The sequence below is a fragment of the Phocaeicola abscessus CCUG 55929 genome (assembly GCF_000312445.1).
GTDB lineage: Bacteria > Bacteroidota > Bacteroidia > Bacteroidales > Bacteroidaceae > Phocaeicola > Phocaeicola abscessus.
Window position 1 is genome coordinate 31,995 of the sequence record NZ_HE997182.1, and the last position, 21,367, is coordinate 53,361.

Consider the following 21,367-nt stretch of genomic DNA (forward strand, 5'->3'; position numbering starts at 1 on the left):
AGCTGTTACCGAGAGTTGAACTCGGGACCTCTTCCTTACCAAGGAAGTGCTCTACCACTGAGCTATAACAGCAATTAAAAGAGCGGAAGACGGGACTCAAACCCGCGACCCTCAGCTTGGAAGGCTAATGCTCTATCAACTGAGCTACTTCCGCAATGATAAAGACTGTTTTCAACCCGTGGGCAAAGATGGATTCGAACCACCGAAGGTATAAACCAGCAGATTTACAGTCTGCCCCATTTGGCCACTCTGGTATTTGCCCAATAAACTCACCTTTAACTCCGGAATCTCATTGTGGGATTCGAACCAACGCCCCCGAAATTACACGTCACATGCTTTGGCCTGCCGAGTTAAAGAGGCTTGTCCTAACTTTGCAACCGTTCTTTCCTCTTTAGAGAGTTAAGCGGCTGCAAAGTTAACCAAATATTTCTTATATCAAAAACTTTTATGTTTTTTTTATTTGCCGCGAAGTTTTTCTTTTGCTTTGGTTAATTGTTTAAACAATGCTTCGAGACAGACATCGACGGATTCCTCGAAGGTATTGCTGACTTTTTCTGCAAAAAACTCGCCATTCAGTGCCAAGACTTTGATACTAGCTTCTTTGTTGTTGGCAGTCTCCGGCTTTACGACCTTTAATGACACTTCCACCTTATTTATATGATCACAATACTTTTCCAACTTAGCAGTTTTCTTTTGGATGAAATTCTGAAGTTTTTCAGATGCATCGAAATGAATAGCTTGAATTCTAACTTCCATAAATACCTCCTTTTTATGCTCTTGGATGAGCTTGTTCATAAACTTTCTTTAATTCTTCAAAAGTCGTATGTGTATAGATTTCTGTCGTAGTTAAACTCCCATGGCCTAACAGTTCTTTCACGGCACCTAATGCAGCGTTATTATTCAGCATATTGGTGGCAAAAGTATGCCTTAGCACATGGGGACTTCTCTTCTTCAACGTCACGACTTTCGAAAGGTTTCGTTTCACTAAATTATAGACCAGACCGGCATAAAGCCGTTCTCCGTTTTTTCGAACAAAAAATGCTTCACAACGTTTCGCTACGGTTTTGTCCCTCGTTTCGAGATACGACAAAAGTTTTTCTTTCAAAGCTTCGCCGAAAGGAATGAATCGCTGCTTATCCCTCTTTCCCGTCACCTTAATTAATAAGGTAGAAAAATCGACATCCGCATCATTCAGTCCGATCAGTTCCGAACGCCTTATACCAGTGTCATAAAACATTTCGATAATCATTTTATCTCTGCAACCTTCAAAGTCCTCGTTGAAAGGGATATCGTCCAATAATCTATCCATCTCTTTCTCTCTTAAAAAGACGGGTAGCGCTTTCTTCTTCTTCGGCCCTACGACCTTTCTCGTAGGATCGCTTTCTATAATTCCCTTTCTCAACAAGAAACGATAAAACGAACGTAAGGAACTTAATTTTCGGTTAACAGAAGCAGACGTCATCTTCTCGTCCATCAGGAAGACGATCCAATTCCTGACAATATCGCCGTCTACAGTAATATCATCGATCCCCCTGCCAATACCTTTCAAATATATTTCAAATTGTTCCAAATCTATTCTGTAACTGTTGACAGTTAAGACAGAATAGTTCCGTTCCAATTTCAGATAATTCAAAAAGGATTCTCTCCACATACAAACGTTGCTCTTATTTCTCAGCAACGAATATATGAAAAAGAATTCGATAATTCAAAGAAAAAAGAGGAATTTAATCCTCTTGTCGATGAAGTCCTTGAATGTAAATAGCATGCTCTCTCTCCAATCTCTTCAGAACGGAGGGTTTGTCGTATTGTTGCCTCGCTCTCAATTCTTTGACAATTCCTGTTTTCTCAAATTTTCGCTTGAATTTTTTTAATGCTCTCTCAATGTTTTCGCCTTCTTTAACTGGTACTACAATCATGTTTTCAATAATTAATTTTATTTATTAGTAATCATATCATTTTCGGCAATTCGTGAGGCAAAATTACATATACTTTCTTTATTTACAAAACTTCCCGTAATTTTTTCATTGAAATATCCGAGAAATCGTATCTTTGTGTTCAAATCTACTTAATCGTCCAATTCATGGAATCAGAGATAAGGAAAAGAATAAGCGCCTTGCGCGAAGTCATGCGAAAAGAGGGGATAAGCGCATTCATCGTCCCCACTACCGACCCTCACAGCAGCGAGTATGTAGCCCCTCACTGGGAAGCCCGCAAGTGGTTAACCGGTTTTACCGGATCAGCCGGAACCGCCGTCATCACCCTCCATGCTGCCGGGCTCTGGACAGATTCGAGATACTTCCTGCAAGCTACCTCTCAATTGAGGGGCAGCAATATAACGCTCTTCAAAGAGAAAATTCCGGGGATACCGACTCCCGCCGAATGGTTGAGCAACGTGTTGAAGGCGGGAGATACGATCGGCCTTGACGGATGGGTCAATCAATGTTCATTAAAAGAAGAAATTGAACATGAGTGCAAAACGAAAGGCATTACTTTGAAAGTAATCCCCGACCCTTTCGATGCCATTTGGGAAAACCGGCCGGCAATTCCGACCGATCCGGTCGTTCTGCACGATCTTCGATACACGGGCCGGTCGACGCGAGAAAAAATCGCTCAAATTCTGCAGGCTATCCATGAAAATCGTTGTGACAGCATCCTATTGTCAGCATTGGACGACATCGCCTGGACGCTAAATCTCCGCGGAAACGACGTTCACTGCAATCCGGTGTTCATCAGTTACCTTTATATTTCCGATTCGAAGACCGTCCTATATATAAATAAGGTGAAACTCACTCCGGACGTTTTGGCCTACCTGACAACAAATGAGATTGAAATCAAGCCGTACGAGTCGGTAAAAGAGGATCTGAAAAACGCCGAAGGCATCTTGCAGATTGCCCCGAACCTGAACCTGGCGCTGACCTTAACAGCCGTGCATGCTTGTCGGGAAGTCGAGCGGATCACCCCTCCCACCGGGGTATTCAAAACCGTGAAGAATGCTGTTGAGATCGAAGGTTTCCACAACGCCATGCGAAAAGACGGGGTAGCCATGGTCAAATTCTTGATCTGGCTGGAAGAAGCTATGCAAAAAGGCCGCGAGACCGAATGTTCGGTAGACAGCACCTTGACCGCTTTCCGTGCGGAGCAAGCTGATTTCAAAGGGATCAGCTTCGATACTATCGCCGGCTACGGCGCTCACGGGGCGATCGTGCACTACGAACCTACTGCGGAAACGGATATACCGCTTGAACCAAGAGGCTTCTTGTTGCTCGACAGCGGCGCTCAATACCTGGATGGCACGACCGACATTACGCGGACTATCCCCTTAGGGCCCCTCACGGACGAGGAGAAGCGAGATTACACACTGGTTCTAAAAGGGCATCTGCAAATCCAAAATGCCGTATTCCCAGAAGGTACGTGCGGAACCCAGTTAGACTTCCTGGCCCGCCTCCCGATGTGCAAAGACGGTATCAACTACCTGCACGGCACAGGACACGGAGTGGGCGCGTACCTTTGCGTTCACGAAGGCCCCCACCAGTTGCGAATGAACTATATGCCAACCGTTCTTCAAGCCGGCATGACGCTGACGGACGAGCCCGGCATCTACAAACCCAATCGCCACGGAGTGCGTATCGAAAATACGTTGCTCATCGTGCCGGCGATGGAAACGGAATTCGGAAAATTCCTCCAATTCGAACCGCTCACCCTCTGCCCGATCAGTAAAGAGCCCATCCTCGTCGAAATGCTCACTGACGAAGAATTGACATGGCTGAACAATTACCATGCAATGGTTTACAAAAAATTATTTCTTTCGCTCGACGCTGAAGAACGGACCTGGCTGAAGGAAGCCACTTCACCTTTAACACGTTAAAAGATGGCAATCATACGAAAAGTAAGAGGCTTTGCGCCTACGATGGGAAAAAATTGTTTTTTAGCTGAAAACGCAACGATTATCGGCGACGTGATGATGGGTGACGACTGCAGCATTTGGTACGGAGCCGTCCTGCGTGGCGACGTCAACCCCATTCGATTGGGCAACCGAGTCAATATTCAGGATGGGACTGTCTTGCACACCCTCTATCAACGGTCGATGGTCGAAATCGAAGATGATGTCTCCGTCGGGCACAATGTAACCGTTCATGGAGCCAAGGTGAAAAAAGGCGCCCTCATCGGAATGGGTTCCACCATCCTCGATTTCGCAGAAGTCGGCGAAGGAGCCATCGTCGGCGCAGGCTCGCTGGTATTGAGCAAAACAATGATCGAGCCGCACACCCTTTGGGCAGGAGTTCCCGCCAAATTTATCAAGAAGCTCCCTGAGGAGGAAATAGCCCGCATAAATGCCAAGACCACGCAGGGATACCTGATGTACAAGGAGTGGTTTAAAGAAGACGAAACGGAAAAACAAAGATAGCTCCAAAGAGGAAAAACAAACCGCGTATCGAGCCTCTAAAAGCAGTTTGTACCACACCATTTAAAAAGAAATTCCGACGGAAACTGACTACTGCCAAGAACTCGAAAAAGAGCTTTCAACGAGAAAACACATCTATCCTAATATCATGGAATCAATGATTTCCGACCGAACAGGCGAAGTGCATCCTCTGTCGGCAAAATTCCGCCCCCCGGTTCAATCACGAGCTCGATCCACGGTCTCAGAACTCGATTTTTTTCAAGATTTTGTGCAACGCACCGGAGTGATCCCGGACATAGTCGCCAGCTGCCCTACCAGCTTTCTCGAGAAAATCCTTATCGATGAGGAGTCGATCCATCACTCGGCTAAAACTCGCCGTATCCTGTACCTCGAAGCCTCCCTCGACCTCCAAGAGATGGCGTGCCTCACGGAACTTTCGATTATTCGGTCCGAAGACGACGGGAATGCCATAGACAGCAGCTTCCAAAACATTATGAATGCCTGCTCCAAAACCGCCTCCGACATAAGCGATCTCTCCATAGCGATAAATAGACGAAAGCAAACCGTAGCCGTCGATAATCAGACAATCCGCCTGTTTCATTTTCTCCTCACCCGCCTGCGTATACAACACATACGAGCGCTTCAGTTTCGATTCGATTTCCGCCAAACGTTCCTCATTCACTACGTGCGGAGCAATGATCAATTTTATTTCCGGATGATTGTTGAAGTAGTCCACTAAGAGCTCCTCGTCCGGGGACCAGGAGCTTCCCGCCACGATGGTCGGCTTATCTTGCTTGAACAACTCGACAATGGGCAAGAGCTTGGCCGCCTTATAAATATCCAATACGCGATCGAAGCGCGTATCTCCGACAATAGTCGTATTCGTGATGCCTATACGGCTCAATAAATCTTTTGAGAGCTGGTTTTGCACAAACAGATGCGTAAAACTCTTCAGCACATTCCGATAATCGCGACCATACCAGCGGAAGAAGATCTGGTTGGGGCGGAAGACGGAGGAAACGCTGTAAACGGGGATTTGTTTCTTATGCAAACGGTTCAGATAATTACGCCAGAATTCGTACTTGATAAAGAAAGCCATACGCGGACGTGCAGCTTCCACGAAACGATACGCATTGATCGGAGTATCGAGCGGGAGATAGCAAACTACATCCGCCCCTGAATAATCCTTCCTGACCTCGTAGCCGGAAGGCGAAAAAAAAGTTTGCAGGATCCGGTATTCCGGATGGTTTGCCCGAATCCATTCGATCAGAGGACGTCCCTGTTCGAACTCTCCCAACGAAGCGGCGTGGAACCAAATGTAATCGACCTTCGGATCGAGTTGTCGTTTTAAAATGCCGAATACTTGACGATGCCCCCTGACCATGTGTGCCGCCTTCGATTTCGGTCGGAAGAAAGCAGCCACCCTGACGCCCAATAGATAGATCGATATGGCAAGATTATAAAGCATTTCGCTTCGCGTTTATTTTAGCACCGCTATCGCCCGACGCATACGCCTTAACGTTTCTTCTTTCCCTAAGAGAGCGGAGATATCGAACATATGAGGCCCTTTTCCCTCTCCCACCAAGGTCAGGCGGAACGCATTCATGATAGCGCCCGTATTATATCTCTTGTCGGCTATCCACTGCATCACAGTGGTCTCCTGATTCTGCAACGAGAAATCGTGCAGTCCTTCCAGCAGATCGGCCAGCTCGATCATATATCGGGGAGAATCTTCTTTCCAATGCTTTGTCCGGGTCTTCTCATCGTATTCCGTCGGAGCGACGAAGAAAAATTTGCACGTATCCCACAAATCTTTTACGAAGCTAACGCGATCTTTCATCATGCCGACCACCGCCACCACTTTCTCGCGCGGCGCTTCCACACCGTGTTCCTGGAGGATCGGAATAAACATATCGGCAATTTCTTCATCGTCTTTGCGCAGGATGTGCTCATGGTTGAACCATTTGGCCTTTTCATAGTCGAACCTGGCTCCCGACTTGCTGCAATGAGCTAAGTCGAACCATTCGATCAGCTCGTCCATGGAAAAGATTTCCCGATCGTTGCCCGGATTCCATCCCAACAGTGCCAAGAAGTTGATGAGGGCCTCGGGCAAGTAGCCCGATTCCCGATACCCCGACGAACTTTCTCCCGTGGCTGGATCACGCCATTCCAACGGAAAGACGGGAAATCCTAACCGATCACCGTCGCGCTTGCTCAGTTTGCCATTGCCTTCCGGCTTCAACAAGAGAGGAAGATGGGCGAAGCAAGGCATCGTATCTTCCCATCCGAAAGCTCGATAGAGCAAGACATGCAACGGTGCCGAAGGCAGCCATTCTTCTCCGCGAATCACGTGAGTCACTCCCATCAAGTGATCGTCCACAATATTGGCCAAATGGTAAGTGGGCAAGTCGTCAGCCGATTTGTACAGCACTTTATCGTCTAAGACTGAAGAACGGACGACCACGTCGCCGCGGATCAGATCCTCCACATGCACGTCGATGTTCGGCTCCACTTTAAACCGCACCACGTATTGTTTTCCTTCCGCCAGCCAAGCGTCGACTTCTTCTTTCGATAAGGTTAAAGCATTGCACATCTGCATGCGAGTAGTCGCATCATACTGGAAGTTCTTCATTTCTTTCCTTTTTGCATTCAGTTCCTCCGGTGTATCGAAAGCCACGTAGGCCGTTCCGTTATCCAATAACGCCTCGACGTATTTCCGATAGATCTCCCTGCGCTCCGACTGACGGTACGGCCCGTAGTTCCCGCCGAAACCAACTCCCTCGTCAAATCGAATGCCCAACCACTCGAAAGATTCCAGAATGTACTCTTCGGCACCGAGGACAAAACGATTCGAATCGGTATCCTCGATTCTGAATATCAAATCGCCTTGATGCTGCTTAGCAAACAAATAGTTATATAATGCGGTACGTACGCCGCCGATATGCAACGGTCCCGTCGGACTCGGGGCGAAACGAACTCTTACTTTTCTTTCATCCATGATGATCCACAATAAAAATACGGTGCAAAATTAATCTAAATTCCTGATTTTTTCGTATTTTGCAGGCAAATTTATATCATCATGCGAAGTCTTGACAAAGAAACCAGAATGCTAAAGAAAGATTTTCTCTATAAAATCCTTATTTTCGTTATTACCGTAGCCGCTATCGTTTACTTTTTACCGAAAGGGAGCAGCTTCAACTATCAATTCGAAGTGAATCGGCCGTGGAGATACGGATTGCTTCAAGCCTCGTTCGATTTCCCGATCTACAAGAACGACGCGCAGGTCAAGAAAGAACAAGACAGTATCCTGACCGAGTATCAGCCTTACTTTTACATGGATCATTCCGTCGAGAAAATAATGATGAGCAAGCTGAAAACCGATTATGTTAAAACGCTCCGCCCCAAACTGCCCAACAGGGACTATTATTATCATATCGAACGGATGCTGCATATGATTTACCAGGACGGTATCATCTCCGTTCCTGACTTCGAACAATTGGAGAAAGATAAGGTCCATACGATCCGACTGGTCGACGAGAATACGGCAACCAGTTTCTCGCTCAGTCAGTTTTACAGTTTGAAGCAAGCTTACGAACAATTGTTGGAAGCGGACACCACGCATTTCCAAAAACAGTTTCTGCAACAATGCAATTTGAACGACTATATCGCTCCCAATCTGATTTACGATGAAGAGAAGTCAGAAGAAGCGAAAAAAGACTTGCTGTCGAACGTATCGTGGGCGAACGGTTATGTCCTCAACGGACAAAAGATCATCGACCGGGGCGAAATCGTCAACGAACAAACTTACAACATTCTGGAGTCGCTGAAAAAAGAATGGTCGAATCGGAGCAGTACCGTTAAAGAGAAACGACTGACTACACTGGGGCAAATTTTGTTCGTCGGCATTCTGTTAGGATGCTTCATGGTTTATATCGAATTATTCCGCAAAGATTACTATCAGAAAAAAAACGTATGGCTGCTGCTTTTTTCTCTCATGCTGCTGTTTCCGATTCTCTCTACAATTATCTTAACACACAATTTCATCAGCATCTATGTCGTGCCATTCGCCATGAGTGCCATGTTCATTCGCATCTTCTTGGATTCTCGCACGGCGTTGACAGCCCAAATCATAATCATCCTGTTAAGTTCTATCTCGCTGCATAACCCATTCGATTTCATCTTGCTTCAGATAGTAGGGAGTATGGCTGCCATTTACAGTTTGCGCGAACTCTCTCAACGGTCTCAGTTATTCCGTTCCGCATTTATCGTGCTTCTGAGCTATGCCCTGCTTTATTTCTCGCTCGAGTTGATCCGTCAAAATAGTCTGAGCAACTTGAATATGAGCATGTACATCTATTTCGTCATCAATTGTATCTTCTTATTGTTCACCTATCCGTTGCTCTATTTGGTAGAAAAACTGTTCGGCTTCACTTCGAACGTCACATTGGTCGAATTATCGAATATAAACAATCCGCTTTTACGAGAATTGTCGGAAGTCGCTCCGGGAACATTCCAACATTCGCTGCAGATGTCCAATCTGGCAGCAGCAGCAGCGAACAAAATCGGAGCCAAAGCACAGCTGGTACGTACCGGAGCCTTGTATCACGACATCGGTAAAATGATCAATCCGGCCTTCTTCACAGAAAACCAATCCGGGGTCAATCCGCATAAAAAGCTAACCTACGAACAAAGCGCGAAGATTATCATCAGCCACGTAACGGACGGTTACAAGTTAGCCGAAAAATACCGCCTTCCAGAAGAAGTGAAGAACTTCATTCTTACCCATCACGGCCGCGGCGTAACGAAATATTTCTATATCATGTATAAGAACGACCATCCTCACGAAGAAATCAATGAGGAAGCGTTTCGATATCCCGGGCCGAACCCCTTCACTAAGGAACAGGCTATTTTGATGATGGCCGACTCCATCGAGGCTGCTTCGCGAAGTTTGAAAGAATATACCGAAGAAAGCATCGCCGCTTTAGTAGAAAAAATCATCGATTCGCAAGTGGCGGAGGGCTTTTTCAAAGAATGTCCTATCACTTTTTCCGACATCGCCCATGTAAAAGAACTCTTCAAGGAAAAGCTAAAGATCATGTATCATACGCGTATCAGTTACCCAGAATTAAAGGATGCTGCCGAACCTACTACAGAGGACAAACCTAAGTAAGGCGATTATAAGGGACTTTTGAGAAAAACTAATGCGTTTTATTGCGGATCGACATCATAATACACCTGCAAGGAACGAAAACGTTCATCTCGTAAGAGTCCGGCCTGAACTCGAAGGAGATAAGCGCGTACTTTCGGCATGGAGGCTTGCAACTCTATTTTCAGCATCATCTTCCTGATAAACCAGGTCTGGATACGTGAAACGGGCGGTTTGACAGGTCCGACGACCCGCTTTCCCATCCCCTGCCGCAAGATGGTTCCCATCTCATCGGCTGCCACGTCCAAAACAGATTCTTTACGGTGCTTGAGATACACATAAACGAGTCTGCAAGAAGGAGGGTAATTAAACAGTTGTCGCTCTGCCAACTGATCACGATACAGCTGATCGTAATCGTTTGTCACCACCTGCCGGATCACGGGGACTTCGGGCGATTTAGTCTGCAGAATCACCCCCCCCCGTTTCCCTCTCCGTCCGGCACGTCCCGCCACTTGTGCCATCAGCTGGAAAGCCCGTTCATAACTACGGAAATCCGGATAATTCAACAGACTATCCGCATTTAAAATGCCCACGACACTCACACGATCGAAGTCGAAACCTTTTGAAACCATTTGCGTACCGACCAGTATGTCCGTCTTGCCCGCTTCGAAGTCGGAAATGATTTTCTCGTAGGCAGAACGTGTCTTGGCCGTATCCAAATCCATGCGGGCGACCTTTGCCTTTGGAAAGATTTCCTTTATATGATCTTCTATCCTTTCCGTCCCGAAACCTCGACGAATCATATCCATATTTCCGCAAGCCGGACAAACATTCGGTACCTGGTACGTACATCCACAGTAATGGCAGGTCAACCGATTCCCCCCCCGATGATACGTCAGACTGACATCGCAATGTTCGCATTTCGGCACCCAACCGCAAACACGGCATTCCATCATCGGAGCGAATCCCCGACGATTCAAGAAGAGGATCGCCTGCTGACGCTTCTCCAATGCAGCCGATACAGCTTCGATCAACGGAGGAGAGAAAGGACCTTTCATCATCTTCTTTCGTACAAGTTCTTTGATATCGATCACCTGCACTTCCGGCAGTTCCAAATCCTTATACCGATCCTTCAACGTTACCAGCCCATACTTCCCGACAGTCGTATTATAATAGCTCTCTATGCTGGGTGTGGCCGTCCCTAACAAAACCTTCGCGCCGAATGCACGGGCTAACACGATAGCGGCGCTTCTGGCATGATAACGGGGAGCTGGATCTTCTTGCTTATAGGTATGCTCGTGTTCCTCATCGACAATGACGAGCCCCAATCGATGAAATGGCAGAAAAACGGAAGAACGCACGCCGAGAATAACTTGATAAGGATCGGTACCCAATTGTTTTTGCCACACTTCCACCCTTTCCGCATCGGGGTATTTGGAATGATAAACGCCTAACCGCTCCCCGAAAACGTGTTGCAGACGTTCGGTGAGCTGCGCAGTCAAAGCAATTTCTGGAAGCAAGTACAAGACCTGCTTTCCTGTTCGCAACGTTTCTTCGATGAGATGCATATAAATTTCCGTTTTCCCGCTGGAGGTCACTCCGTGCAACAGACAAACATGCTTCTCCGCAAACTGTCGTTTGACGGCATCAAAGGCGACCTGTTGCGAAGCATTCAACGAATTGAGTCCAACGACCCTCCCCGTATCTTTCCGCAATCGACCGATCTCCTGAACATACGTACGAAAGACGCCCTTCTCTATCAACCCGTTCAACGCCGCAACCGAAGTCTTCGACTGCTCCAACAATGTCTTCTTGGTCACTTCTTTCAAAGGTTTACCATCTCTCGTCCATTGAGACAACTCGATATACTTCATCAGCAAGTTCAACTGCTTCGGCGCACGTTTCAATTGCTGGAAAAGCTGAAGGAGACGCCCCTCCTCCATAGCATCGACTAACCGAACACGCGTTTCCAACTTCGGTTTATAAACCCGCTTCAGTTCTTCTTTGATGAAAATCGCTTCTTTGTCAAGCAAAGCATGAACAACAGGCAATAAATTTTTCAGTCCGGTAATCCGTTCCAACTGGTTCAACATCTGTTCGGGCTTGCGGCTCAAGGTATCCACTACCTGCTGTTCTTTTTCCGATAAGGGCGCCTCCGCTTCATAATCAGGATTATATACAACCTTCGTCTCGCTCGCCAATTTCATCCCCGAAGGCAAAGCCGCCTTAAATACTTCCCCCAACGTACACAAATAATAAGCAGAGAGCCAGTTCCAAAATGTCAACTGGTAAGGCAGCAGGATGGGACGATCGTCTAACACCTCTTCTATTTGTTTTGTTTCACAGTTTTCCGGTTCGATATCATGTACCTTTATTACCATGCCGGTATAGAACTTTTTCTTTCCAAACGACACGATAACACGACAGCCGGCCTGTACGTTATTCCCTATCCTTTCAGGAAGAGAGTAAGTGTACAAACCGGCTATGGGTAATGGTACTATGACGTCTACAAATTTTCTCAATGCATCAATCAGAAAAGATAAGCGACCGATACTTGCCACGTATTCTTCTTCGTTTCATAGGTGCTGCCCTTCGTAATTTCATCGATAGAAAAATTATAAGTCACTCCGGCCTGGATATGCCGCAGCAATCTCACCCCGCCGCCAAGATTAAACGACAATTCATGATCCTTTAATTTAAAGTCATCTTTAAATTCTTTGATGTTCTTAGCTCCGATATTGAATCCGAATTGAGGACCTACGGCAAGATAGAAACCGGCGTTATCGCCCAACCCGAACTCGTATTTCACATTGATAGGGCACTCTAACGTCTTCTGCGTAACAGTCGCCTTTCCCGCATTCAGATCGTTCTGGGTATAGAGCGCTGCCGCATCCATCGCCAGACCGACAATCGGAACCTTAAACTCGACCATCGGACCGATAAACCACCCCGTCTTATTTTCACTACTGAAAGCGCTCTCTTTGAATTTGAGCTTCGTAATGTTAAGCCCTCCCTTTACGCCAAACTTCACCTGTGCCTGCGAAGGCATTGCCATCCACAAGCCAAACGCTGCTATTAAAATACCAAAAATCTTTTTCATACGCGTTTCTTTTTTATTGGTTACACGCGCAAACATACAGAAAAAGTTCGTTCTACTCGCAAATGGAACAAAATAAAACATTTTATAACATATAACGACAATCGACTACAGGCTTCGTCGTCTCCGACTCTATATGCCTGAACTCCGGCCAGGCAGTGGTTATCACAAAGGCATCGGCCTGTTCCAATATTTTCGGATACTGATCGACATAATCGATCGTCAATGTATAATGTTTTTTAAATTCTTCATTAGCCACTGGATCGTACGCCAAAATATTCGAATATCCTTCATCGAGCAAGTAACGAATGATCTTTGCGCTGGGAGCATCGCGGACATCGTCCGAACCGGGCTTGAACGACAAGCCTAAAAAGCCCAGTTTAACCTGTTTGTTCCCTTTAACAGCCTGATCAATCCGCCTAACGATAACCTGCGGCATGGTGTCATTCACGACTATCACTTCGCGGAGCAAGTTCGCTTCGAAACCCATCGTCTTGAGAACAGCATAAAGCGCGTTGGTATCTTTCGGCAGGCAATACCCACCATAACCGCACCCCGGATAGACGTACGAAGCCATGTCGCAGCCTCCCCACCGCTTATCCAGATGAAGAATGCGAAAAGCTCGCGCCACATCGATATCGCCGACAGTATCGGCCACCATCGACATCTCGTTCGAAAAGCTGATCAAAGTAGCCAATAGCGCATTCGACAGATACTTTATAAACTCTCCCGTATTCAGAGAAACGCAAAAGAGCGGGACGTCGACCGAAGCATAGAGTCGACAAAGAAGCTCCTGCGATTGTGCATCGTTCACACCGAGCACAATCCGATCGGCACCCATAAAGTCGTCCCAGCAATGCCCTTCACGCAGAAATTCAGGGTTGTTGGCAAGACCTATCTTATCCCCGAGTTTTACTCCCTTATCCTCCAGATAAGGGACGATCTGCTTCGCACAAGTCGATGGCGGAACGGTGGATTTAACCACCAATACCCGGAAGCGCTCATCCCGAATGCGCGCCAATGTCTGGTCGATCGCTTCGAAAAGATAACTCAGCTCAGCCTGTCCATCCTTTCCGTAAGGCGTTCCGACACAATAATAAATACAGTCGCTTTCGGCGATAGCTTCTTCTAAATCGGGAAGGGCGATCGGAAAGAAATCCCGTTGTAAATGACGTGCCAAAGCCTCGTCCAGACCCGGTTCCAAAAAGGGAAGGCTTCCGGAACGAACGGTATGCAATCGTTCTTCATCCGTTTCGATCCCATATATCTTATGCCCGTACTCCGCAAATCCCAATGCGGTAGTCAAGCCCACAAATCCTAATCCGAAAATCGTAATTACCATTTGTACTCCCCTTCTTCGTTTTCTTTAATAAATTGTAAAAACCGCTCCACCCCTTCTGTTACCAAGATGGCGGGCCGATAATGCAGTACCCGACGAGCCTTGCCGATGTCGGGACAACGGCGCTGAGGATTGTTTGTCAAATAGTCCCGATCATCCGAAACGGCGTATTTCACTTTCCCCGTATAACCGAAAATCCTTTTCCCTACCTCCACATAGATATCGGCCAGCCGGGCAATGTTGATCTCGGGAATCTCTATCCCTATGTTGAAGTAATCGTAAGCACCGTGTACGAGGATTTTGAGATAGCCTGTAACCGCATCTGCAATGTAACAGAAAGTACGAGTCGGCGAACCGTTCGAAAGGATCTCGATATCCCTGTCCTCTTTAATGGCGAGAGCAAAATCGGCCGGAACGCGCTTATCGTCAATACGCATCCCTGGCCCGTAGTTATTGAAAGGGCGGGCTACGCCGATCGGCATGCCATACTTTTGCGCAAAGAGCATGCACAACGTTTCGCCGAAACGTTTCGATTCATCGTAGCAAGCTCTTGGGCCGGTGGCGCAGACATAGCCGTAATATTCTTCCGACGTGGGGACATGATCTGCATCCGGATCGCCGTAAAGTTCGCTCGACGAATAAAACAGAAATCCTTTTATAGGCTTCTCGCAATAGAAGTCCAACAAAGAGCGTAACCCCCATACGTTGGCGTCCAATGTTTCGATCGGGTATCGGCGATAAAACATCGGCGAAGCGATAGAAGCCATGTGGATGACAAAATCGGCATGTTCCGCTCCCTTCACCTCCGCTATACGATCTTTGATGATATCGAACTTCCGAATGTCGAAGATAGGATTGCGCCGTAGTTTTTTTATCCAATCTGGATCACCCAACATGAAATTATCGAGCGCTATCACTTTTCGAATGTGCAAAGCTTCTGCCTGGGCACCAAAGAAGTGCATGAAATAATAGCCCAAGAAACCTCCACATCCCGTAATCAGTACGGTCGAATTACGAAATCTCTCTTTTTCCTGTGTCGATAAACCATTATAGGTATAATTTAAATCTGCTTCCAATATTGTCGCCATCGCTCTTCGATATTATATCCAACTGCAAAGGTAGGAAAGAATGAAGAATTAAACGAATTTATCTCATGGCAGAGTGATAAAAAATGAATAACTTTGTTCAAGCACTAAAAAGAACACAATTATGGATTGGACACTTTTTTTCCTTGTGCCTATCGCTTCGATAGCGGCGTTAGGCTTCGCCCTGTTCTTTTACAAAAGGATGAAGAAATCGAGTGAAGGAACTCCTCAGATGAGACGTATTGCCGCCAGCGTGCGTGAGGGTGCTGATTCTTACTTACGTCAGCAATACAAAATAGTAGGGTACGTATTCGCCGTAGTCTTTGCGCTTTTCGCTTTCATGGCTTATGCTTTTCACATTCAGAATCCTTGGGTGCCGTTTGCCTTTCTGACAGGGGGGGCTCTTTTCGGGATTGGCCGGCTTCTTGGGGATGAAGACTGCAACTTACGCTTCCGCGCGTACGGCGTTCGCCGTACGCACCAGTATGAATGCCGGATTGAAAATCGCCTTCCGTAGCGGAGCGGTGATGGGACTCGTAGTGGTAGGATTCGGTTTGTTCGACATTTCCCTTTGGTTTGTCGTACTGAACCGGTTCGATGCCAACGGTTTGATTTCCATTACGACCACCATGCTGACCTTCGGTATGGGCGCTTCACTGCAAGCCCTATTCGCCCGCGTAGGCGGCGGCATCTACACCAAAGCTGCCGACGTAGGCGCCGATATCGTAGGTAAGGTGGAAGCCGATATACCAGAAGACGACCCGCGTAATCCCGCGACCATCGCCGATAATGTGGGTGACAACGTGGGGGACGTGGCGGGGATGGGAGCCGATCTCTACGAAAGCTATTGCGGAAGCATTCTCTCCACAGCCGCCTTAGGTGCTGTGGCCTTCGCCATGGAGGCAAAAAGCGGCATGCAGTTTCGCGCCGTCATCGCTCCCATGCTGATTGCCGCCGTGGGGACCTTTCTTTCGCTCATCGGTATCTTTATGGTGCATACCAAAGAAGGAGCCGCCATGAAAGATCTACTTAACTCCTTGCGTGTAGGAACCCATATAAGCGCCATACTCATCGCATTCTCCACATTTGGAATCCTCTATCTGTTAGGCCTGGAAAACTGGTTCGGCTTCTCTTGCTCCGTCGTTACCGGCTTAACGGCCGGCGTCGTCATCGGACAGGCGACCGAATATTACACGTCTCACAGCCACCGTCCCACTCAGGCGATTGCCAAAGCCTCCCGTACAGGTTCCGCCACCGTGATCATCAAAGGAATTGGCACCGGTATGATCTCTACCTGCATTCCGATAGTCACTATTTCCGCAGCCATCCTACTGAGTTACCTGTGCGCTATTCGGTTCGACATACTCCACCTGATGAGTGCGGAAAACATCCAAATGGGGCTTTACGGCATAGGCATCGCCGCCGTGGGTATGCTTTCCACTTTGGGAATCACGCTGGCTACCGATGCGTACGGCCCGATAGCCGACAATGCGGGAGGAAACGCTGAAATGAGCAAATTAGAACCCTACGTGCGCCAATGCACCGATGCTCTCGATGCCTTAGGCAATACCACTGCGGCTACCGGCAAGGGCTTCGCCATCGGGTCGGCCGCCCTCACCGCATTAGCTCTCCTCGCTTCGTACGTAGAAGAGATCAAAGTCGCCATGACGCGAATCGTGAACGAAACGGGCGAAGTCTATCGCTATGTCAGCGGCGAAATCTTTCACCCGCAGACAGCAGATATGCCTCAGTTCATGGATTTCTTCCAAGTCAACCTGATGAATCCGAAAGTACTGACAGGCATTTTCATCGGAGCGATGACCGCCTTCCTGTTCTGCGGGCTTACCATGGGAGCGGTGGGACGGGCTGCCCAGGCGATGGTCGAAGAAGTGCGCCGGCAGTTTAAGACCCTTACCGGTATTTTAGAAGGCAAAACCGCGCCCGACTACAAGCGCTGCGTAGAGATTTCTACCCGGGCTGCCCAACGCGAAATGATACTCCCTTCGCTGCTGGCCATCGTCATCCCTATTGCTGTAGGAATAGTGCTGGGAGTAGCAGGCGTACTCGGGCTGTTGGTAGGCGGACTCTCGACTGGATTCACCCTGGCGGTCTTCATGTCCAACTCCGGCGGTGCCTGGGACAATGCCAAGAAGATGGTCGAAGAGGGAAATTTCGGAGGAAAAGGAAGCGTCGCCCACAAGGCTACCATTGTAGGCGATACCGTAGGCGATCCCTTCAAAGATACTTCAGGACCGAGCCTGAATATCCTCATCAAACTGATGAGTATGATTTCGATCGTAATGGCAGGCCTTGTTCTGACTTGCAACATCTTCTGAAAACAGATATTGCATGCCGGCAGACACTTTGTCGAGATAAAAAGTGATAAAAAAAATCGGAAGCTTTTGACCGAACTTATTTCATCCTTCCGTTTTTGCAATTCCTATTTAATTCATACTTTTGCATCAAACAAGTTTTTCTATGGCACATTATGATATCCGACCGCTTCAGCTGCGCATGCTGAAAATTTTACTCGCATTCGATAAGGTTTGTCGCGAACACGATTTGCGTTATTGTATTTTTGCCGGAACCTTATTGGGTGCGATACGACATAAGGGATTCATCCCGTGGGACGACGATATGGATGTGGGTATGCCGCGCCCCGATTACGAACGGTTTATCCAACATGCCGCAGAGTGGTTGCCTACCCCTTACGAGTTTGTCTGCGCAGAGAACGACGAGAACTATCCCTTGCCTTTCGGAAAGATTCAGGACGCAAGCACCACGCTGATCGAACGGAAACATTTGAGCTATCTGGGAGGCATCTACGTGGATGTGTTCCCTTACGACGGGGTACCGGCAAGCCAATTAAAACGTCGGGTGCACTATGCATCGTTTGAATGCTTCAAACAGATCCTCTACCTCGTTTATCGCGATCCCTACAAGCATGGGCACGGCCCGAGTTGCTGGATTCCTCTCTTGTGTCGGAAACTTTTCACCAAGAAAGGAATACAGCAAAAGATCCGCCGTATCTTAACGAAATACGATTTCGACCAATGCCACTATACGGCCGACTATACGGACGGTCTGCGAGGGGTGATGCGCAAGTCGGTTTACGATACTTATGCCTATTACGAGTTTGAAAAAGAAAAGGTACAAGGGCCTAAACTGTACGAAGAATACCTCACCCGAATCTATGGCGATTACAAGCAACTTCCCGATGCGGAGCATCGACGCCAACATAATTTTTACTATTTGGATTTAAATAAACCCTACAAGGAATACCGAGAGAAATGAAAATCGGATTCGACGGAAAACGGGCGATTCGCAATTTCACCGGCTTGGGCAATTACAGCCGTTATGTACTAAATATCCTGTGCAGGTTCTTTCCCGAAAACGAATACGAGGTCTTCGCCGCGAAAGCGATCGACAATGACCGAATGAGCGCTTTATTGGAGAAGAATACTTGTTTGAAAATGCAATACGCCACCGGAATGGGAGCGCACTTTCCCGCCCTCTGGCGTTCGTGGGGCATCGGCAATCGGCTGAAAACATCCGGCATCCAATTATATCACGGATTGAGTAACGAACTCCCCTTCAATATTCGGAAAAGCGGGGTGAAAAGCATCGTGACCATTCATGACCTGATCTTCCTCCGACAACCCGACTGCTATTCCCCCATCGACCGGATGATCTACAACATCAAATTTCGAAAGGCTTGTGAAGATGCCGACCAAATCGTCGCCGTGAGTGAATGTACCAAAAGAGATATCATCGCACTCTATCATATTCCGGAAGAAAAGATTCTGACCGTCTATCAGAACTGCGACCCTGTTTTCTCCGTTTCCGTCGCCGAAGAGAAGAAGAATCGCATTCGGGAGACTTATCGCCTGCCAGAGCAATACATCCTAAACGTAGGAAGCGTGGAAAAACGCAAAAACGCGTTGTCTATCGTAAAGTCGTTACTCCGACTGCCGAACGACATCCATCTCGTTATCGTCGGGCGAAGGACGAAATATGCAGAACTGATCGATCGATTCGTCGCCGAACATCAGTTGGAAAAGCGGGTACACTTGTTAGACAAGGTCTCTTTCGACGACCTTCCGGCCATCTATCAGCAAGCATCTTTATTCGTTTATCCTTCTGTTTATGAAGGATTCGGTATTCCCGTCTTGGAAGCGTTACACTCCAAGGTTCCCGTGATCTCGACCCGCCTGTCGAGTATGGAAGAAGCGGGAGGCGCATCGTCAATCTATGTCGCCCCGTATGCGGTAGATGAACTGGCGCAAGCAGAATTGTCCGTTCTTACGGATGAGCGTCTCCGACAGCAAATGATCGACGACGGGTTAAAACATGCAGTCAGTTTCTCCGACGAGCTTCAGGCGAAGAAGCTGATCGAACTGTATCAAAGGCTCATCGGTTGAATCGCCAAGGTGCCTCCCCCGAGGCCCACAAAGCGTTCAGATAATCCCTGTCGCGAACGGTATCCATACATTGCCAGAAACCTTCGTGACGATAAGCCGTCAGCTGCCCGTCGCGAGCCAGATTTTCCAAAGGTTCGCGTTCAAAAACCGTCGAATCGTTGCAGATATAATCGAAGACTTTGTGATTAAGGACGAAAAAACCTCCGTTGATCCATCCTTGATTGATCTGGGGCTTCTCTTTGAAGGCGTGGACAAGGTTTTCCCCATCAATAGTCAATTCTCCGAAACGCGCCGTCGGATGAACCGACGTCACCATCGCCCACTTGCCTGACTTACGATAGCTCTCCGCCAACGCCCGTATATTCACATCCGAAACCGCATCGCCGTAAGTCAGCATAAAGTCCTCCTCGCCGATCAATTCCTTCAAACGGAGCACTCGTCCCCCCGTCATGGAATGTTGACCGGTATCCACCAAAGAAATCTGCCAATCCAGCTGGCTCCGGTCGTTCAGATAATGAACCTGATTGGCAGCCAGGTCGATGGTAAAATCATTATTCAGCGAATAATAATTAAGGAAATAGTCTTTGATCACTTCTCCCTTATAGCCTAAGGCGACAATAAAATCCTTATATCCGTAATAAGCGTAATGATGCATGATATGCCAAAGAATCGGTTTATCACCAATTTCGACCATCGGTTTGGGAATCAGCTTAGTGTATTCTGAGAGGCGAGTGCCGAATCCTCCTGCTAAAATAACAACTTTCATGGCATTATAAACTATTAATCAACAAACAAATCAAATCAATGTCCCGATCGGTCAGGTCGGGATGCATCGGTATGGAGAGCTCTTGCGAGAAAAGCCGTTCCGTAATCGGCAGCCGATAGGAGGACTTGAAATAAGTCAGCTGATGGTTCGGACGATATTGGATACCGCATTGGATATCATGTTCCTGAAAGAGTTTCTCCAACTGCTCCCGCTTCCCGCGCTGCACCAAGATGGGAAAAATATGCGGAACGATCTCGTCGTAGTTCATCTGAATGAGACGGACATTTTCGTTGCCCGACAGCAGTTCCGTGTATCGCTTAGCGATGTGTTGCCGTTTTGGAGCGAACTCCTTTTCGAAACGCGAGAGCTGTACCAAACCTATCGCTGCGAAGATATTGCTCAAATGATACCGATACCCCTGTTCAGTCACGTCAAAATCATAGCTGCGTTGACCAAGATATCGCTTCTCAGCATCTTTCTGGACACCCAACAGACGGGCATCGCTAACCGCTTCGATCACCTTTTGATCGGCTGTAAAGATCGCGCCACCTTCGCCGCAGGTTATGTTCTTAATACCGTCGAAACTGAAACAGGTCACATCGCCAAAGGAGCCAACTTTCCGCCCTTGGCTTTTACAGCCGAAAGCGTGGGCAGCATCTTCCACCAATCGAAGTCGATGTGTCCGGGCAAACGCATGATAGGCGTCAATTCCTGCGATATTGCTTGCATAGTATACCGGCATGATGGCTTTTGTCTTTGGAGTAATCCGTTTTTCCGCATCCTTCAAGTCGAGCAACATCGTATCCGGATCGACATCGCAGCTGACCGGTACGCAACCTGCCCCCGTTATTGCCTGAAAAGAAGAGACAAACGTATACGAGGGAACCAGCACTTCGTCACCCGGCTCGGTCACCGCCTGAACGGCCAAATGTAGCGCCGCCGTTCCGCTATTTACACAAATACATTTAAACCCTCCGCCGACAAATTGTTCCAAAGCGTGTTCGAAATCTCCCACCAGCGATCCCATTCCTAAATATCCGATGTCTTCAATAACATGCGCGACGGCATCCGCTTCCCGTTTGCCTACGACCGACTTAGATAATCTTATCAT

At 47.7% G+C, this 21,367-nt stretch carries 18 protein-coding genes and 3 tRNA genes; 7 read left to right on the forward strand and 14 right to left on the reverse strand.

Features of this window, described 5'->3' with window-relative positions; genetic code table 11:
• The 6 genes from BN102_RS00215 to rpsU form a co-directional block, all read right to left on the reverse strand.
• Positions 1-72, reverse strand: a tRNA-Thr gene (locus tag BN102_RS00215).
• A 9-nt stretch (positions 73-81) separates the two neighbouring features.
• Positions 82-154, reverse strand: a tRNA-Gly gene (locus tag BN102_RS00220).
• A gap of 25 nt (positions 155-179) precedes the next feature.
• Positions 180-262: transfer RNA gene (locus BN102_RS00225), tRNA-Tyr, on the reverse strand.
• A gap of 194 nt (positions 263-456) precedes the next feature.
• Positions 457-756 (reverse strand): ribosome hibernation-promoting factor, HPF/YfiA family, encoded by a 300-nt coding sequence (gene hpf / locus BN102_RS00230; RefSeq protein WP_021311188.1) that lies wholly within the window; start codon positions 754-756, stop codon positions 457-459.
• Between the two features lie 13 nt (positions 757-769).
• Positions 770-1,651 carry a tyrosine-type recombinase/integrase gene (locus BN102_RS00235; RefSeq protein WP_019207031.1) on the reverse strand — a complete coding sequence of 294 codons (882 nt, stop codon included), beginning with the start codon at positions 1,649-1,651 and terminating at the stop codon, positions 770-772.
• Between the two features lie 73 nt (positions 1,652-1,724).
• Complete coding sequence (rpsU, locus tag BN102_RS00240) at positions 1,725-1,916, reverse strand: 30S ribosomal protein S21 (RefSeq protein WP_019207032.1); 192 nt, start codon at positions 1,914-1,916, stop codon at positions 1,725-1,727.
• A gap of 164 nt (positions 1,917-2,080) precedes the next feature.
• On the opposite strand from rpsU, the gene BN102_RS00245 reads away from it, so the two are divergent.
• Complete coding sequence (locus BN102_RS00245; RefSeq protein ID WP_019207033.1) at positions 2,081-3,865, forward strand: aminopeptidase P family protein; 1,785 nt, start codon at positions 2,081-2,083, stop codon at positions 3,863-3,865.
• Positions 3,866-3,868: 3 nt separating this feature from the next.
• Positions 3,869-4,405, forward strand: coding sequence for a gamma carbonic anhydrase family protein (locus BN102_RS00250; protein WP_021311211.1), 537 nt, complete (start codon positions 3,869-3,871; stop codon positions 4,403-4,405).
• 238 nt (positions 4,406-4,643) lie between these two features.
• Here BN102_RS00250 and BN102_RS00255 read toward each other — a convergent pair whose 3' ends face one another.
• Together BN102_RS00255 and gltX are read right to left on the reverse strand one after the other, a co-directional pair.
• Entirely contained in the window at positions 4,644-5,870 is a 1,227-nt protein-coding gene (locus tag BN102_RS00255; protein ID WP_021311208.1) for a 3-deoxy-D-manno-octulosonic acid transferase, read from the reverse strand.
• Between the two features lie 12 nt (positions 5,871-5,882).
• Positions 5,883-7,400, reverse strand: coding sequence for a glutamate--tRNA ligase (gene gltX, locus BN102_RS00260; RefSeq protein WP_019207036.1), 1,518 nt, complete (start codon positions 7,398-7,400; stop codon positions 5,883-5,885).
• An 81-nt stretch (positions 7,401-7,481) separates the two neighbouring features.
• Here gltX and BN102_RS00265 point away from each other — a divergent pair, with 81 nt between their 5' ends.
• On the forward strand, positions 7,482-9,572 hold the full coding sequence (locus BN102_RS00265) for an HD family phosphohydrolase (RefSeq protein ID WP_019207037.1): 2,091 nt from the start codon (positions 7,482-7,484) through the stop codon (positions 9,570-9,572).
• A 38-nt stretch (positions 9,573-9,610) separates the two neighbouring features.
• On the opposite strand, the gene priA is transcribed toward BN102_RS00265, so the two are convergent.
• From priA to BN102_RS00285, 4 genes are all read right to left on the reverse strand, one after another.
• A complete protein-coding gene (priA, locus tag BN102_RS00270; RefSeq protein WP_036786868.1) occupies positions 9,611-12,070 on the reverse strand; it encodes a replication restart helicase PriA in 2,460 nt (819 codons plus the stop codon).
• Between the two features lie 8 nt (positions 12,071-12,078).
• Positions 12,079-12,648, reverse strand: coding sequence for a porin family protein (locus BN102_RS00275; protein ID WP_035455697.1), 570 nt, complete (start codon positions 12,646-12,648; stop codon positions 12,079-12,081).
• 82 nt (positions 12,649-12,730) lie between these two features.
• On the reverse strand, positions 12,731-13,987 hold the full coding sequence (locus BN102_RS00280) for a UDP-glucose dehydrogenase family protein (protein WP_019207040.1): 1,257 nt from the start codon (positions 13,985-13,987) through the stop codon (positions 12,731-12,733).
• Complete coding sequence (locus BN102_RS00285) at positions 13,981-15,072, reverse strand: NAD-dependent epimerase/dehydratase family protein (protein ID WP_019207041.1); 1,092 nt, start codon at positions 15,070-15,072, stop codon at positions 13,981-13,983. Before BN102_RS00285 ends, BN102_RS00280 begins: the two co-directional genes overlap by 7 nt.
• A 121-nt stretch (positions 15,073-15,193) precedes the next feature.
• On the opposite strand from BN102_RS00285, the gene BN102_RS11265 reads away from it, so the two are divergent.
• From BN102_RS11265 to BN102_RS00300, 4 genes are all read left to right on the forward strand, one after another.
• Positions 15,194-15,586 (forward strand): sodium/proton-translocating pyrophosphatase, encoded by a 393-nt coding sequence (locus tag BN102_RS11265; protein ID WP_425357557.1) that lies wholly within the window; start codon positions 15,194-15,196, stop codon positions 15,584-15,586.
• Positions 15,501-17,405: a sodium-translocating pyrophosphatase gene (locus BN102_RS00290; protein ID WP_425357558.1), complete on the forward strand. Its 1,905-nt coding sequence runs from the start codon at positions 15,501-15,503 to the stop codon at positions 17,403-17,405. The genes BN102_RS11265 and BN102_RS00290 overlap by 86 nt, the downstream gene beginning before the upstream one ends.
• 142 nt (positions 17,406-17,547) lie before the next feature.
• Positions 17,548-18,363, forward strand: a complete 816-nt coding sequence (locus tag BN102_RS00295) for a LicD family protein (RefSeq protein WP_019207043.1) — start codon at positions 17,548-17,550, stop codon at positions 18,361-18,363.
• The gene (locus BN102_RS00300) at positions 18,360-19,490 is read left to right on the forward strand and encodes a glycosyltransferase family 4 protein (RefSeq protein WP_019207044.1); all 1,131 of its coding nucleotides are present in this window, start codon (positions 18,360-18,362) and stop codon (positions 19,488-19,490) included. The genes BN102_RS00295 and BN102_RS00300 overlap by 4 nt, the downstream gene beginning before the upstream one ends.
• On the opposite strand, the gene rfbF is transcribed toward BN102_RS00300, so the two are convergent.
• Both rfbF and BN102_RS00310 read right to left on the reverse strand, forming a co-directional pair.
• A complete protein-coding gene (gene rfbF, locus BN102_RS00305) occupies positions 19,480-20,256 on the reverse strand; it encodes a glucose-1-phosphate cytidylyltransferase (protein ID WP_019207045.1) in 777 nt (258 codons plus the stop codon). The genes BN102_RS00300 and rfbF overlap by 11 nt on opposite strands.
• Before the next feature lie 4 nt (positions 20,257-20,260).
• Entirely contained in the window at positions 20,261-21,367 is a 1,107-nt protein-coding gene (locus BN102_RS00310) for a DegT/DnrJ/EryC1/StrS family aminotransferase (RefSeq protein WP_019207046.1), read from the reverse strand.

Bases quoted from the DNA above. Each gene is read 5' to 3' on its own strand.
- hpf (WP_021311188.1), bottom strand. From the start codon at position 756: ATGGAAGTTAGAATTCAAGCTATTCATTTCGATGCATCTGAAAAACTT.
- BN102_RS00235 (WP_019207031.1), bottom strand. From the start codon at position 1,651: ATGTGGAGAGAATCCTTTTTGAATTATCTGAAATTGGAACGGAACTAT.
- rpsU (WP_019207032.1), bottom strand. From the start codon at position 1,916: ATGATTGTAGTACCAGTTAAAGAAGGCGAAAACATTGAGAGAGCATTA.
- BN102_RS00245 (WP_019207033.1), top strand. From the start codon at position 2,081: ATGGAATCAGAGATAAGGAAAAGAATAAGCGCCTTGCGCGAAGTCATG.
- BN102_RS00250 (WP_021311211.1), top strand. From the start codon at position 3,869: ATGGCAATCATACGAAAAGTAAGAGGCTTTGCGCCTACGATGGGAAAA.
- BN102_RS00255 (WP_021311208.1), bottom strand. From the start codon at position 5,870: ATGCTTTATAATCTTGCCATATCGATCTATCTATTGGGCGTCAGGGTG.
- gltX (WP_019207036.1), bottom strand. From the start codon at position 7,400: ATGGATGAAAGAAAAGTAAGAGTTCGTTTCGCCCCGAGTCCGACGGGA.
- BN102_RS00265 (WP_019207037.1), top strand. From the start codon at position 7,482: ATGCGAAGTCTTGACAAAGAAACCAGAATGCTAAAGAAAGATTTTCTC.
- BN102_RS00275 (WP_035455697.1), bottom strand. From the start codon at position 12,648: ATGAAAAAGATTTTTGGTATTTTAATAGCAGCGTTTGGCTTGTGGATG.
- BN102_RS00280 (WP_019207040.1), bottom strand. From the start codon at position 13,987: ATGGTAATTACGATTTTCGGATTAGGATTTGTGGGCTTGACTACCGCA.
- BN102_RS00285 (WP_019207041.1), bottom strand. From the start codon at position 15,072: ATGGCGACAATATTGGAAGCAGATTTAAATTATACCTATAATGGTTTA.
- BN102_RS11265 (WP_425357557.1), top strand. From the start codon at position 15,194: ATGGATTGGACACTTTTTTTCCTTGTGCCTATCGCTTCGATAGCGGCG.
- BN102_RS00290 (WP_425357558.1), top strand. From the start codon at position 15,501: ATGAAGACTGCAACTTACGCTTCCGCGCGTACGGCGTTCGCCGTACGC.
- BN102_RS00295 (WP_019207043.1), top strand. From the start codon at position 17,548: ATGGCACATTATGATATCCGACCGCTTCAGCTGCGCATGCTGAAAATT.
- BN102_RS00300 (WP_019207044.1), top strand. From the start codon at position 18,360: ATGAAAATCGGATTCGACGGAAAACGGGCGATTCGCAATTTCACCGGC.
- rfbF (WP_019207045.1), bottom strand. From the start codon at position 20,256: ATGAAAGTTGTTATTTTAGCAGGAGGATTCGGCACTCGCCTCTCAGAA.
- BN102_RS00310 (WP_019207046.1), bottom strand. From the start codon at position 21,367: ATGATAAGATTATCTAAGTCGGTCGTAGGCAAACGGGAAGCGGATGCC.